The organism is Caldimonas tepidiphila (genome assembly GCF_003569765.1).
Taxonomy (GTDB): Bacteria; Pseudomonadota; Gammaproteobacteria; order Burkholderiales; family Burkholderiaceae_C; genus Caldimonas; species Caldimonas tepidiphila.
Window position 1 is genome coordinate 80021 of record NZ_QXMG01000018.1, and the last position, 13006, is coordinate 93026.

Sequence of the window (13006 nt, forward strand, 5' to 3'; positions counted from 1 at the left end):
TCCGCCTCAACGCAGCTTCAGCGAGGACAGCCCCGCCAGGCACAGCAGCATCGTGATGATCCAGAAGCGCACCACGACCTGCGTCTCCTTCCAGCCCGACTTCTCGAAGTGGTGGTGCAGCGGCGCCATCAGCAGGATGCGCCGGCCCTGGCCGTAGCGGTGCTTGGTGTACTTGAACCAGCTCACCTGCGCCATCACCGACAGGGCCTCCAGCACGAACACGCCGCCCATGATCGCGAGCACGATCTCCTGGCGCGTGATGACGGCGATGGTGCCGAGCGCGCCGCCGAGCGCGAGCGCGCCGACGTCGCCCATGAAGACCTGCGCCGGGTAGGCGTTGAACCACAGGAAGGCGAGGCCCGCGCCGGCCATCGCGGCGCAGAAGATCAGCAGCTCGCCCGCGCCCGGGATGTAGGGCAGCAGCAGGTAGCGCGAGAACACCGCGTTGCCGGTCACGTAGGCGAACACGCCGAGCGCCGAGGCCACCATCACCACCGGCATGATCGCCAGGCCGTCGAGGCCGTCGGTGAGGTTGACCGCGTTGCTCGCGCCGACGATCACGACGTAGGTGAAGAAGATGAAGCCGAGCACGCCGAGCGGGTAGCTCACGCTCTTGAAGAAGGGCACGATCAGGTCGGCCTGCGGCGGCAGGGCCTGCGTGAAGCCGGAGGCCACCCAGTCGTAGAACAGGCCGAAGGCGCCGAGCGAGCTGGTGCCCGAGACGTTGAAGGCGAGGTAGATCGCGGCGAGCAGGCCGATCAGCGACTGCCAGAAGTACTTCTCGCGCGAGGGCATGCCCTCGGGGTTCTTGTCGACGACCTTGCGCCAGTCGTCGACCCAGCCGATCGCGCCGAAGCCGAGCGTGACGATCAGCACCACCCAGACGAAGCGGTTGTTCCAGTCGAACCACAGCAGCGTGGACAGCGCGATCGACAGCAGGATCAGCGCGCCGCCCATCGTCGGCGTGCCGCGCTTGGCGAGGTGCTCCTGCACGCCGTACTCGCGGATCGGCTGGCCGATCTTGAGCTCGGTGAGCCGGCGGATCACGTAGGGGCCCGCGATCATGCCGATCAGCAGCGCCGTCATCGCCGCCATCACCGCCCGGAAGGTCAGGTACTGGAAGACGCGCAGGAAACTCCAGGCTTCGGGCGAGAGGGTTTGCAGCCATTGGGCCAGGCTGATCAGCATCGGGGTACTACCTTGTCGTCTTCGTTCCCGGCGGCCGGCGCGACCAGCGCCTCGACCACCCGGTCCATCTTCATGAAGCGCGAGCCCTTGACCAGCGCGCAGCGTGCGGCCGGCGCCTCGGGCAGCGCCGCGATCAGCGCGTCGGTGCCGGCGAAATGGCGTGCCGCGGGGCCGAAGGCCTGCGCCGCGTGGGCGCACAGCGCGCCCGCGGTCCACAGTTGCTGCACGCCGCGCTCGCGCGCGTAGGCGCCGACCTCGGCGTGGAAGGCCGGGCCCTGGTCGCCGACCTCGCCCATGTCGCCGAGCACCAGCCAGCGCGGCGCGTCGAGCGCGGCGAGCACGTCGATCGCCGCACGCACCGAGTCGGGGTTGGCGTTGTAGCTGTCGTCGACCAGCGTCAGCGCCTCGCCGCCGCGCCGCCAGGCGCGCACCTGCGAGCGGCCCTTGACCGGCTCGAAGGCGGCGAGGCCGCGCGCGACGGCGTCGAGCGGCACGCCGGCGGCGAGCGCGCAGGCGGTGGCCGCGAGCGCGTTCTTCACGTTGTGGCGGCCGGCGATGCGCAGCACGGTCTCGGCGACGCCCTGCGGCGTGCGCAGCGTGACGGCCCAGTGGCCGCCCGCGGCGTCCACCGTCCAGCGGCCCTCGCCCGTCACGTCGGCCGCGCCGTCGAGCGCGAAGCGCAGCACCGCGCGGCGGCCCGCGAGTTCGCGCCACAGCGGCGCGTAGTCGTCGTCGGCGGGGAAGACCGCGATGCCGTCGGCGGGCAGCGCCTCGATCACCGCGCCGTTCTCGCGCGCGACCGCCTCGACGCTCGCCATGAACTCCTGGTGCTCGCGCTGCGCGTTGTTGACGAGCGCGACCGTCGGCGCCGCCATGCGGGCCAAGCCGGCGATCTCGCCCGGGTGGTTCATGCCGAGCTCGACCACGCCGGCGCGGTGCCAGGTGCCGTGCGACTGCTGGCGCAGCCGCAGCAGCGTCAGCGGCACGCCGATGTCGTTGTTCAGGTTGCCCTGCGTCGCGAAGGCGGCGTCGCCGAACTGCGCGCGCAGGATGGACGCGATCATCTGCGTCACGGTGGTCTTGCCGTTGCTGCCGGTCACCGCGACCAGCGGCAGCGTGCAGCGCGCGCGCCAGCCGGCGGCCAGCGCGCCGAGCGCGGCACGGGTGTCGGGCACCAGCAGTCCGGGCAACCCCGCCTCGGCCAGGCCCCGCTCGGCGAGAGCCGCGACCGCGCCGGCCGCGCGCGCCTGCGAAAGAAAATCGTGCGCGTCGAAGCGCTCGCCGCGCAGCGCGACGAACAGGTCGCCCGGCTGCAGGCTGCGCGTGTCGGTGTGCACGCGCGCCAGCGGCAGCGCGCCGTCGCCGACGAGGGTCGAGCCGGGCAGCAGCGCCTGCGCCTCGGCGAGCGTCATCATCATCGTCTTCGTCGTCATGCGCGCGGCTCCCGCTGCCGCAGCGCGGCTTCGGCTTCCAGCACGTCAGAGAAGGGCAGCTTCACGCCCGCGATCTCCTGGTAGTCCTCATGGCCCTTGCCGGCGATCAGCACCACGTCGCGGGCATCGCTGCTCGCGAGGGCATGGCGGATCGCCTCGCGCCGGTCCTCCATCACGTCCACCTCGTCGTGACCGATCACGCCGGCCAGGATCTGCGACAGGATGAAGCCCGGCGCCTCGTGGCGCGGGTTGTCGCTGGTCAGCACCACGCGGTCGGCGAAGCGCGCGGCGAGCGCGCCCATCATCGGCCGCTTGCTCGCATCGCGGTTGCCACCGCAGCCGAACACGCACCACAGCCGCCCGCCGCGCTGCTGCGCGAGCGGCCGCAGCGCGAGCAGCGCCTTCTCGAGCGCATCGGGCGTGTGGGCGTAGTCGACCACCGCGACCGGCCCGGCCTCGCCGGACCCGACCTGCTGCATGCGCCCCGGCACCGGCGACAGCTCGCCGCACACCGCGGCCGCGTCGGCCAGCGGCACGCCGAGCGCGCGCAGCCCCCCGATCACCGCCAGCAGGTTGGAGGCGTTGTAGTCGCCGATCAGGCGGGTGCGCAGCTCGGCGCGCTCCTCGCCCTCGTGCACCGTGAACGCCAGGCCGCCGTCCTCGTAGCGCAGCGCGCCCCCCCGCAGGAAGGCCGGCTGGTGCAGCGAGTAGCCGATGAGCCGCAGCGGCGAGGCGGCGAGCTCTGAGGCGAGCTCGGCCCCCTTCTCGTCGTCGAGGTTGAGCACCGCGGCGCGCAGCCCGGGCCAGCGGAACAGCGCCCGCTTGGCTTCCCAGTAGGCGGCCATTGTGCCGTGGAAGTCCAGGTGGTCGCGGGTGAAGTTCGTGAACAGCGCCACCCCGATGCGGGCGGCGTCGAGCCGGTGCTCGACGATGCCGATCGACGAGGCCTCGATGGCGCAGGCGGCGAAGCCGGCGTCGGCGAAGCGGCGGAAGGCGGCGTGCAGCGTGACGGGGTCGGGCGTCGTCAGGCCGGTGGCGCGGATCGGCTCGTGCGTGGAATCCTCCCGCGAGCCGGCCGCGGGCGGCGGCTCGCCGATGCCGAGCGTGCCGACCAGGCCGCAGCGCCGCCCGAGCCGGCTCAGCGCCTGCGCCATCCACCAGGCGGTGGAGGTCTTGCCGTTGGTGCCGGTGGTCGCGACGAGCTCGAGCGCGCGGCTCGGCTCGCCGTAGAAACGGTCGGCGATTGCGCCGGTGGCGGCCTTGAGGCCCGCGACCGCGGCGATGCGCGCGTCGTCGAAGCCGTAGGCCTCGACGCCCTCGGCCTCCACGAGGCAGGCGACGGCACCGGCCTCCAGCGCGGCCGCGACGTGGCGGCGGCCGTCGCTCGCGTGGCCGGGCCAGGCGATGAAGGCGTCGCCGGGCGCGACGCGGCGGCTGTCGGTCGCGAGGCCGCGCGCGCCCTGGCGGCGCAGCCAGTCCACCGCATCGGCGGCGAGCAGCAGTCGGGTCGCCGCCATCAGAAGCTCTCTTCCACGGCCGGCGCCTGCTGGCGCTTCGCGAAGATCTGCGGCTTGACCTCCAGGTCGGGCGGCACGCCGAGCATGCGCAGCGTCTGCTGCACCACCTCGCTGAACACCGGCGCCGCGACCGCACCGCCGTAGTAGATGCCGTTGCTCGGCTCGTCGACCATCACCGCGACGACGATGCGCGGCTTGTCCAGGGGCGCGAGCCCGACGAACCAGGAGCGGTACTTGTTGGTGTAGCCGCGGCCTTCCTGCTTGTGCGCGGTGCCGCTCTTGCCGCCGACCGAGTAGCCCATCGTCTGCGCCTTCGGCGCGGTGCCGCCGGGGGCGGCCGCCATGCGCAGCATCTCGCGCACCTCGCGCGCCGTCTGCGGCGACAGCACCGGCAGGCCCGGGCCGGGCGCGGCGCGGCGCGCGAGCGACACCGGCAGCACCTGGCCGTCGGTGGCGAACACGGTGTAGGCGCGCGCGAGCTGGAACAGGCTCGCCGACAGGCCGTAGCCGTAGCTCATCGTCGCCTGCTCGATCGGCTTCCAGGTCTTGTAGGGGCGCAGCCGTCCGGAGACCGCGCCGGGGAAGTCGATCTGCGGCTTCTGGCCCAGGCCGACCGAGGTGAAGAGCTCGTGCATCTCGCGCGGCTCCATCGCCATCGCCATCTTCACGGTGCCGACGTTGCTCGACTTCTGGATGATCTCGGCCACCGTCAGCACGCCGTGCGGGTGCGCGTCGGTGATGGTCGAGCGGCCGATCGTCAGGCGCCCGGGGGCGGTCTGGAACGGGGTGTCGGGCTTGACCCGCCCGGTCTCGAGCGCCCAGGCGGCGATCAGCGGCTTGATGGTCGAGCCGGGCTCGAAGGTGTCGGTGAGCGCGCGGTTGCGCAGCTGCTCGCCGGTGAGACGCTGGCGCTCGCCCGGCACGTAGCTCGGGTAGTTGGCGAGCGCGAGCACCTCGCCGCTCTGCACGTCGAGCACCACCACCGAGCCGGCCTTGGCCTTCTGCGCCAGCACCGCGTCGCGGATGCGCTGGTAGGCGAAGTACTGGACCTTCGAGTCGATCGTCAGCTCGATGTCGTGGCCGTCGTGCGGGTTGATGCTCTCGCCGAGGTCGTCCACGACGCGGCCGAGCCGGTCCTTGATGACGCGGCGGCTGCCGTTGCGGCCGGAGAGCTCGGCCTGGAAGGCGAGCTCCACCCCCTCCTGCCCCTGGTTCTCGACGTTGGTGAAGCCCACGATGTGCGCGGCCGCCTCGCCCTCGGGATAGACGCGCTTGTACTCGGTGGAGCGGTGCACGCCCTGGATGCCCAGCGCCTTGACCTGCTGCCAGAGCTCGTCCTCGACCTGGCGGCGCAGCCAGACGAAGTTCGCGTTGTCGCCGAGACGGCGCCGCAGCTCGTCGGGCGTCATGCCGAGCGCGGCGGCGAGCCGCGCGAGATCCGCGGCCTCGACCTCGCCCATCTCCTTCGGGATCGCCCAGATCGAGGTCGCCGGCACGCTGGAGGCGAGCAGCAGGCCGTTGCGGTCGACGATGCGGCCGCGGTTGGCCTGCAGCTCGAGCGTGCGCGCGTAGCGGTTCTCGCCCTGGCGCTGGAAGAAATCGTTGCCGAAGACCTGCACGTAGAACGCGCGGCCGAGCAGCACGCAGAACATCGCGCCGATGCAGGCGACCATGAACTTGGAGCGGCCCGGCGGCGTGCGCGAGGCCAGCAGCGGGCTGCTGGCGTAGCTGACGCTGCGCACCCCGCCCTTGGCCGCGTCGCGCGAGCCGAAGGGGCCGCGGGGGAAGCGGGACAGCAGCTTCATCGCGCGCCCTCCTGCGGGACCGCCCCGGGCGCCGACGCCGTGGCCGCCTCCTCGCCGGGCGCCTGCGGCAGCTCGGCCATCGCGGCGATGCCGGCCGCGCCGGGAAGCGTGACGTAGTGCGTCACGCCGGGCGTCGTCACCCGCATCTCGAGCTTCTCGCGCGCCAGGCGCTCGACGCGCAGTGGCGTGGCCTCGGCGCGCATCTCCACCTGCAGCCGCCCGTACTCGGTCTCGAGCCGGCGCTCCTCGTTCTGCGCGCGCTCGACGGCGACGAACAGGCGCCGGGCCTCGTAGGACACCTGCACCAGCCCCAGCCCGCTGAGCACGAGGATCGCGAACAGCAGCAGGTTGAAGCGGCTCATGCGCCCCTCCCGGGCAGCGGCGCGGCGGTGCGCTCGGCGATGCGCATGATCGCCGAACGCGCGCGCGGGTTGCCCGCCACCTCGGCCTCGCCGGGGCGGCGGCGGGCGACGGCCGACAGCAGCGGCTCGGGCGGCTGGGCGAACGGCGCGCGGCGGTCCACCTCGGCGCGGCTGTGGCGCACGATGAACTGCTTGACGATGCGGTCCTCGAGCGAGTGGAAGCTGATGACGACCAGCCGCCCGCCCGGGGCGAGCAGCCGCAGCGCCGCGCTCAGCCCCTGCTCAAGCTCCTCGAGCTCGGCATTGACGAGAATCCGAAGAGCCTGAAAGGTGCGGGTTGCGGGGTCCTGCCCCGGCTCGCGGGTCTTGACCGCACGAGCCACGACCTGGGAAAGCTCGGCGGTGGTTCGCACGGGACTTCCGCTTGCGCGGCGAGCCACAAGCGCCTTTGCAATCGGGCCAGAAAACCGTTCTTCGCCATAGTTGCGAATCACCTCCGCGATGCGTTTCTCGTCGGCTTCGGCGAGAAATTCGGCGGCGCTGAAGCCGCGGGTCGGGTCCATGCGCATGTCCAGCGGTCCGTCGAAGCGGAAGCTGAAGCCGCGCTCGGGGTTGTCGATCTGGGGCGACGAGACGCCGAGGTCGAGCAGCACGCCGGCGAGCGCGCCGACGCCGCGCTCGCGGCAGGCCTCGGCCATCGTCGCGAAGCTGTCGTGCACCAAGGAAAAACGCGGGTCCTCGACCCGCGCCCCTTCGGCCACCGCCTCGGGGTCCTTGTCGAAGGCGAGCAGGCGACCTCCGGGCGCCAGGCGCGACAGCAGCAGGCGGCTGTGGCCGCCGCGGCCGAAGGTGCCGTCGATGTAGGTGCCGGCCGGATCGCCGACGAGCGCATCGACCGCCTCGTCGAGCAGGACGGTGCGGTGCATGAAGACGGGGGGGGTGCCGGGAGTCGACATCAGAACGAGAAATCCTTCAGCGCCTCGGGCATCTGCTGCTGCATCACCTCGGCCTCGTGGGCGGCATAGCGCGCGGCGTCCCAGAGCTCGAGATGGCTGCCCATGCCGAGCAGCATCACGTCGCGGCTCAGCCCGGCCGCCGCACGCAGCTCCGGAGACACCAGCACGCGCGAGGCGCCGTCAATCTCGACGTCCATCGCATTGCCGAGAAAGATGCGTTTCCAGCCGGCGGCCGACATCGGCAGCGCGGCGACCTTGTCGCGAAAACCCTCCCACACCGGGCGCGGGAAGACGATCAGGCAGCCCTCGGGGTGCTTGGTCAGGGTGAGCTGCCCGGCGCACATCTCCTTCAGCACGTCGCGATGCCGCGCCGGGACGGTCAGACGTCCCTTCGCATCCAACGCCAGGGCCGAGGCCCCCTGAAAGACAAAAGCGCACACACGCACCCACTAAATTGCACCTTCTCCCACTGTAGCCTCCACCCCGCATCGCGTCAAGGAAGAAAAAAGCGGAAACGCCAATAAAATCAAGCACTTATACAAGCTTCGAAATGTGACGCAGCGGGATTTTTCGCTGTTGCGAAAAGGACTTACATCCGGCAATGAAAGTGCCGTGTAACCTTTTCAAAGCCGGTCCCCGCCACCCCCCGGATCGAGGGTGACGAAAGGTAAGGGAAGGCTCAGTGCGGCGACCCGAGCCGCGGGCGCACGTACAGCCAGGCGCCCAGCCCCACCCCCATCAGCGCCAGCGAGGCCCCGGCGAGCGCGACGCTCGAATGCATCACCAGCGGCACGAGCACGCCGGCGACGAGGCCGTTGGCCGCGCTGCCGATGCCCGCCTGCAGCGACGAGGCCATGCCGCGCCGCTCGGGAAAGAGGTCGAGCACCATCAGCGTCACCACCGGCACCATCTGCGCCCAGCCGAAGGCGTAGAGCGCGATCGGCAGCAGCGCCCAGGGCAGCGCAGGCGCCCACAGCAGGTTGCCGGCGAGGTTGGCGAGCGAGACGGCCGCCATGATCAGGAAGCCGCGGCGGATCTGCGCCTGCGGCGACAGCCGCCCGGCCGAGCGGCCGCTGACCCATGCGCCGCCCATCACGCCGGCGATCGTGCTGACGAAGAACCAGAAGAACTGCGTCGGCGCGAGCCCGAGGTGCTCGCCGAGGAAGACGGGCGCCGCCAGCACGTAGAGGAACATGCCGTTGAAGGGCACGCCCGAGGCGAGCGCGAGCAGCAGGAAGCGCGGGTCGGAGCCGAGCTGGCGGTAGCCGCGCAGCAGGTGGCGGGCGCGGAAGGACTGGCGGCGAGCGGGCGGCAGCGTCTCGGGCAGCAGCCGCCAGCCGGCCAGCCACAACGCCGCGCCGATCAGCGCCAGGCACCAGAAGATCGCCTCCCAGCCGGCATGCGTGAGCAGCTGCGCGCCGATCACCGGCGCGATCGCCGGCGCGACGCCGAAGAAGATCGTCACCTGCGACAGCATCCGCTGCGCATCGGCGGGCGCGAACAGGTCGCGCACCACCGCGCGCGAGACGACCATGCCGGCGCCGGCCGACAGGCCCTGCAGCGCGCGGAAGGCCACCAGCGCGCCGATGCTGTCCGACAGCGCGCAGCCGATGCTCGCGAGCGTGAACACCGCGCTGCCCGCGAGCAGCACCGGCCGGCGCCCGAAGCTGTCGGCCAGCGCGCCGTGGAACAGGTTCATGAACGCGAAGCCGAACAGGTAGGCCGACAGCGTCTGCTGCATCTGCACCGGCGTCGCGCCGAGCGCGGCGGCGATGCCGCCGAAGGCCGGCAGGTAGGTGTCGATCGAGAACGGCCCGAGCATGCTGAGCGCGGCCAGCAGCACCGCCAGGGCCCAGCGCGGCGCGCGCCAGACGGAATGCGCTTGTTCGGAGTTCATGCGGCCTGAAAGAAAAAACGGCAGGCGCGAAGTCGCGCCTGCCGGGAGCATCGGTTGCGTGAAGCGGGCCGATAGGCCGGATTCTGTGCGGCGGGTTTCCCCGCCGTGACCGCCATTCCTCTGGGCCGCCCATCGCTGGTGCGGCTCGGTGCCACCTACCCGCCGGCTCCGCGGAGCCACGTCATCGCCGGCCTACTTGGTGTTGCTGCGCGTAGAGATTGCCCGTTTCACCCCCCGGCGGCCTCGCGGCCCCCGGGGACTCGTCTCTGTTGCTCTGATCCTCGCCTCACGGCGGACAGGTGTTACCTGCTACGCTGCCCTGTGCAGTCCGGACCTTCCTCCAGCGCACCCTTTCGGGTCTCGCGCCAGCGGCGGTCTGGCCCGCTTCACCCCGCCATTATCGCGGCGAAGCGCGCTGCGCAGTCCCGCGCGCCAAAATGACCGCCCACCCGCCATCCCCATCGACCCCAGGAGGAACGACATGAAGGCCCAATCAGTTCTCGAGACGATCGGCAACACGCCGCACGTGCGCGTGCAGCGCCTGTTCGGCAGCGGCCACGAGGTGTGGATCAAGTGCGAGCGCGCCAACCCCGGCGGCTCGATCAAGGACCGCATCGCGCTGTCGATGATCGAGGACGCGGAGAAGAGCGGCGCGCTCGCACCCGGCGGCACGATCGTCGAGCCGACCTCGGGCAACACCGGCATCGGGCTGGCGATGGTCGCGGCGGTCAAGGGCTACAAGCTCGTGCTCGTGATGCCCGAGAGCATGTCGATCGAGCGCCGCCGGCTGATGCTCGCCTACGGCGCGAGCTTCGACCTGACGCCGCGCGAGAAGGGGATGAAGGGCGCGATCGAGCGCGCGCAGGAGATCGTCGCGGCCACGCCCGGCGCCTGGATGCCGCAGCAGTTCGAGAACCCGGCCAACATCGAGGTGCACGCGCGCACCACCGCGCAGGAGATCGCCGCTGACTTCCCCGAGGGCCTGGACGTGCTGATCACGGGCGTGGGCACCGGCGGGCACATCACCGCCTGCGCGCAGGTGCTTAAGGAGAAGTGGCCGCAGCTCAAGGTGTTCGCGGTCGAGCCGTCGGCCTCGCCCGTCATCAGCGGCGGCAAGCCCTCGCCCCACCCGATCCAGGGCATCGGCGCGGGCTTCGTGCCGAAGAACCTGCACACCCGGCTGCTCGACGGCGTGATCCAGGTCGAGGCCGAGGCGGCCAAGGAGATGGCGCGGCGCAGCGCGCGCGAGGAGGGGCTGCTGGTGGGCATCTCCTCGGGCGCGACGCTCGCGGCGATCGCGCAGAAGCTGCCCGAGCTGCCCGCGGGCAGCCGCGTGCTCGGCTTCAACTACGACACCGGCGAGCGCTACCTGTCGATCGAGGGCTTCCTGCCCGCCGAGGGCTGAGCCCTCGTCCCCCGCCCGGGGGAGAAGCCTTCCCCTGGGTACACCGCTTGCCGACCTGCGGGATCCACCCCCGCAGGAGGACCCGACAAGTGGAACAGAAATGGCCGCAGCGCCTGTGGCTGGTCCGGCACGGACAGAGCGCCGGCAACGTCGCCCGCGAGGCCGCCGAGGCGGCCGGGCTGCCGCTGATCGACATCGACGTGCGCGACATGGACGTGCCGCTGTCGCCGCTGGGCGAGCGGCAGGCGCAGTCGCTCGGCCACTGGTTCGCCGAGCAGCCGCCCGAGGAGCGGCCCAACGTGGTGCTGTGCTCGCCCTACGTGCGCACGCGCGAGACCGCGCGGCTGGTGTGCGAGGCGGCGGGCCTTGACCCCGACGAGATCACCTTCGCGACCGACGAGCGGCTGCGCGAGAAGGAGTTCGGCGTCCTCGACCGGCTGACCAAGGCCGGCATCCGCGAGAAATACCCCGAGCTGAGCGAGTACCGCGCGCATGTCGGCAAGTTCTACTTCCGCCCGCCCGGCGGCGAGAGCTGGTGCGACGTGATCCTGCGGCTGCGGCTGCTGCTGGAGACGATCTCGCGCGAGTACCGCCGCGAGCGCGTGCTGGTGGTGGGCCACCAGGTGATCGTCAACTGCTTCCGCTACCTGCTCGAGCGCCTCGACGAGCAGCAGATCCTCGAGATCGACCGCCGCGCCGACGTGCCCAACTGCAGCATCACTTCCTACGCCTTCGACCCCTCGCTGGGCCGCCACGGCAAGCTGGTGCTGCGCCACGTCAACCACGTGGCGCCGCTGCGCGAGGCCGGCACGCCGGTGACGCGCGAGCCGCACATGCAGGCCGGGGCCGAGCCGTGAACGGGGCCGCGGGCGACGCCCGGCTGCTTGACGACGAGGCGCTGCGCGGCTGGCCGCTGCCCTCACCCGAGCACGGCGGCGACAAGGAGGCGCGCGGACGCGTGCTGGTGATCGGCGGCTCGCGCGAGATGCCCGGCGCGGCGAGCCTAGCCGCCACCGCGGCGTTCCGCGCCGGCGCCGGCAAGGTGACGGTGGCGACCGGCGCCAGCATCGCGCCGCTGGTCGCCACCGTGCTCCCGGAGGCGCGCGTGATCGGCCTGCCCGAGACCGACGAGAACGGCCTGTGGCCGTCGGAGCTCGACGCGATCGCCGAGATGGCGCAGCGCGCCGACGCGCTGCTGGTCGGCCCCGGCATGCAGGACGAGCCCTCGGTCTGCGCCTTCGTCGCGGCGCTGCTGCCGCGGCTCGGCCGCGGCACGCCGGTGCTGCTCGACGCGGCGGCGATGGGCATTGCGCGCACCGCGCCCGGGGTGCTGCGCGCGGCCGGCGCGCTGCTGACGCCGCATGCCGGCGAGATGGCGCGGCTGCTCGGCCGCGACAAGGAGGCGGTGGCCGCCTCGCCCGTCGACACCGTCCTCGAGGCGGCCCGGCAATGGCAGGCGGTGGTGGCGCTCAAGGGCGCGGTGACGCACATCGCAACGCCCGACGGCACGCTGTGGCGTCACGAGCGCGGCAACGTGGGCCTCGCGATCTCCGGTTCCGGCGACACGCTCGCCGGGCTGGTCGCCGGGCTGCTCGCGCGCGGCGCGGACCCGGTGCAGGCGCTGGCCTGGGGCGTCGCGCTGCACGCGAGGGCCGGCGAGCGGCTCGCCGATCGGATGGGCCCGATCGGCTACCTGCCGCGCGAGCTCGCCGCCGAGGTGCCGGCGCTGATGCATGCGCTCGGCGAGGCCGGCGCCGGCGCGCGCGGCGGCCGGAACACCTCCGCGTCGTCGTAGAAGCCGCTCGCCTCGTTCTCCGCCCACCAGCCCGGCACGCCGAGCAGCGGCAGCGGCAGGAAGGGCTTCCGGTGCGGCCCCGGCGCCACCGCGTCGAGCGGCGCCAGCACATCCCCGCCCTCATCCACGACCAGCACATGGGCAGTGATCGCCTTGTAGGGCTGCACCAGCTTCTCCATCAGCGCGTGGCCGACGAGCGCGAGCCGCGCCTCGCGCCACAGCGCGCGGTGCGTCACGAACAGCTCGCGCCAGCGCCGCCCGCGCAGCGCGTCGAGCAGCGGCAGGGGCGCCTGCAGCAGCGCGCCGTTCTCGTCGAACAGCGTCACCGCGTCGCGCAGCGGGCCGCGCCGCGCACCGACGCCGTCGCGCGCGATCTCCCTCGCCTGCAGCTCGTGCAGCCGCCGCTTCAGCCCGGGCTGCTGCAGCCACACCAGCGCATTGAAGAAGTCGTGCAGGTTGTCGCGCGTCGGCACCTGCGCGGTGCGCGCGACGAAGGCCTCGTAGGCCTCGCCTTCGGGCAGCGCGGCCTGCGCGACGAAGCGCAGCGGGCCGGCGGCGAGCCGCGGCCAGGCGGCGCCGGCCTGGGCGGCCCGCGCGTTCAGCAGCGCGGCGAGCGGCGCGCCGGCCGCCGCGGCGGCGGCCAGCGGC

The 13006-nt window shown here is 72.5% G+C and carries 12 protein-coding genes and 1 other RNA gene; 3 read left to right on the forward strand and 10 right to left on the reverse strand.

All coding sequences use genetic code 11. The features are described 5' to 3' along the window. Positions 1 to 6 precede the first annotated feature (6 nt). The 9 genes from mraY to rnpB form a co-directional block, all read right to left on the reverse strand. On the reverse strand, positions 7 to 1188 hold the full coding sequence (gene mraY, locus D3A59_RS13490) for a phospho-N-acetylmuramoyl-pentapeptide-transferase (RefSeq protein ID WP_119155461.1): 1182 nt from the start codon (positions 1186 to 1188) through the stop codon (positions 7 to 9). Then, on the reverse strand, positions 1182 to 2621 hold the full coding sequence (locus D3A59_RS13495; protein ID WP_240636050.1) for a UDP-N-acetylmuramoyl-tripeptide--D-alanyl-D-alanine ligase: 1440 nt from the start codon (positions 2619 to 2621) through the stop codon (positions 1182 to 1184). Before D3A59_RS13495 ends, mraY begins: the two co-directional genes overlap by 7 nt. Beyond that, complete coding sequence (locus D3A59_RS13500) at positions 2618 to 4138, reverse strand: UDP-N-acetylmuramoyl-L-alanyl-D-glutamate--2,6-diaminopimelate ligase (RefSeq protein WP_119155462.1); 1521 nt, start codon at positions 4136 to 4138, stop codon at positions 2618 to 2620. The genes D3A59_RS13495 and D3A59_RS13500 overlap by 4 nt, the downstream gene beginning before the upstream one ends. Further along, a complete protein-coding gene (locus D3A59_RS13505) occupies positions 4138 to 5943 on the reverse strand; it encodes a peptidoglycan D,D-transpeptidase FtsI family protein (RefSeq protein WP_119155463.1) in 1806 nt (601 codons plus the stop codon). Before D3A59_RS13505 ends, D3A59_RS13500 begins: the two co-directional genes overlap by 1 nt. Next, a complete protein-coding gene (gene ftsL, locus D3A59_RS13510; protein WP_119155464.1) occupies positions 5940 to 6305 on the reverse strand; it encodes a cell division protein FtsL in 366 nt (121 codons plus the stop codon). Before ftsL ends, D3A59_RS13505 begins: the two co-directional genes overlap by 4 nt. Further along, a complete protein-coding gene (rsmH, locus tag D3A59_RS13515) occupies positions 6302 to 7261 on the reverse strand; it encodes a 16S rRNA (cytosine(1402)-N(4))-methyltransferase RsmH (protein ID WP_205665194.1) in 960 nt (319 codons plus the stop codon). Before rsmH ends, ftsL begins: the two co-directional genes overlap by 4 nt. Next, positions 7261 to 7701: a division/cell wall cluster transcriptional repressor MraZ gene (gene mraZ, locus D3A59_RS13520; RefSeq protein WP_119155465.1), complete on the reverse strand. Its 441-nt coding sequence runs from the start codon at positions 7699 to 7701 to the stop codon at positions 7261 to 7263. Before mraZ ends, rsmH begins: the two co-directional genes overlap by 1 nt. Positions 7702 to 7940: 239 nt before the next feature. Next, positions 7941 to 9158, reverse strand: a complete 1218-nt coding sequence (locus D3A59_RS13525; RefSeq protein ID WP_119155466.1) for a multidrug effflux MFS transporter — start codon at positions 9156 to 9158, stop codon at positions 7941 to 7943. A gap of 56 nt (positions 9159 to 9214) precedes the next feature. Continuing rightward, positions 9215 to 9546, reverse strand: an RNA gene (gene rnpB, locus D3A59_RS13530) — RNase P RNA component class A. Between the two features lie 93 nt (positions 9547 to 9639). Between rnpB and cysK the strand changes: the two genes are divergently transcribed. The 3 genes from cysK (at position 9640) to D3A59_RS13545 (ending at position 12358) form a co-directional block, all read left to right on the forward strand. Beyond that, positions 9640 to 10563, forward strand: a complete 924-nt coding sequence (gene cysK, locus D3A59_RS13535; protein WP_119155467.1) for a cysteine synthase A — start codon at positions 9640 to 9642, stop codon at positions 10561 to 10563. 89 nt (positions 10564 to 10652) lie between these two features. Next, positions 10653 to 11420 (forward strand): histidine phosphatase family protein, encoded by a 768-nt coding sequence (locus tag D3A59_RS13540; RefSeq protein ID WP_119155468.1) that lies wholly within the window; start codon positions 10653 to 10655, stop codon positions 11418 to 11420. Beyond that, positions 11417 to 12358 carry an NAD(P)H-hydrate dehydratase gene (locus D3A59_RS13545; RefSeq protein ID WP_119155469.1) on the forward strand — a complete coding sequence of 314 codons (942 nt, stop codon included), beginning with the start codon at positions 11417 to 11419 and terminating at the stop codon, positions 12356 to 12358. Before D3A59_RS13540 ends, D3A59_RS13545 begins: the two co-directional genes overlap by 4 nt. Here D3A59_RS13545 and D3A59_RS13550 read toward each other — a convergent pair. After that, on the reverse strand, positions 12253 to 13002 hold the full coding sequence (locus D3A59_RS13550; protein ID WP_240636053.1) for a DUF3025 domain-containing protein: 750 nt from the start codon (positions 13000 to 13002) through the stop codon (positions 12253 to 12255). The genes D3A59_RS13545 and D3A59_RS13550 overlap by 106 nt on opposite strands. Positions 13003 to 13006: the final 4 nt, after the last annotated feature.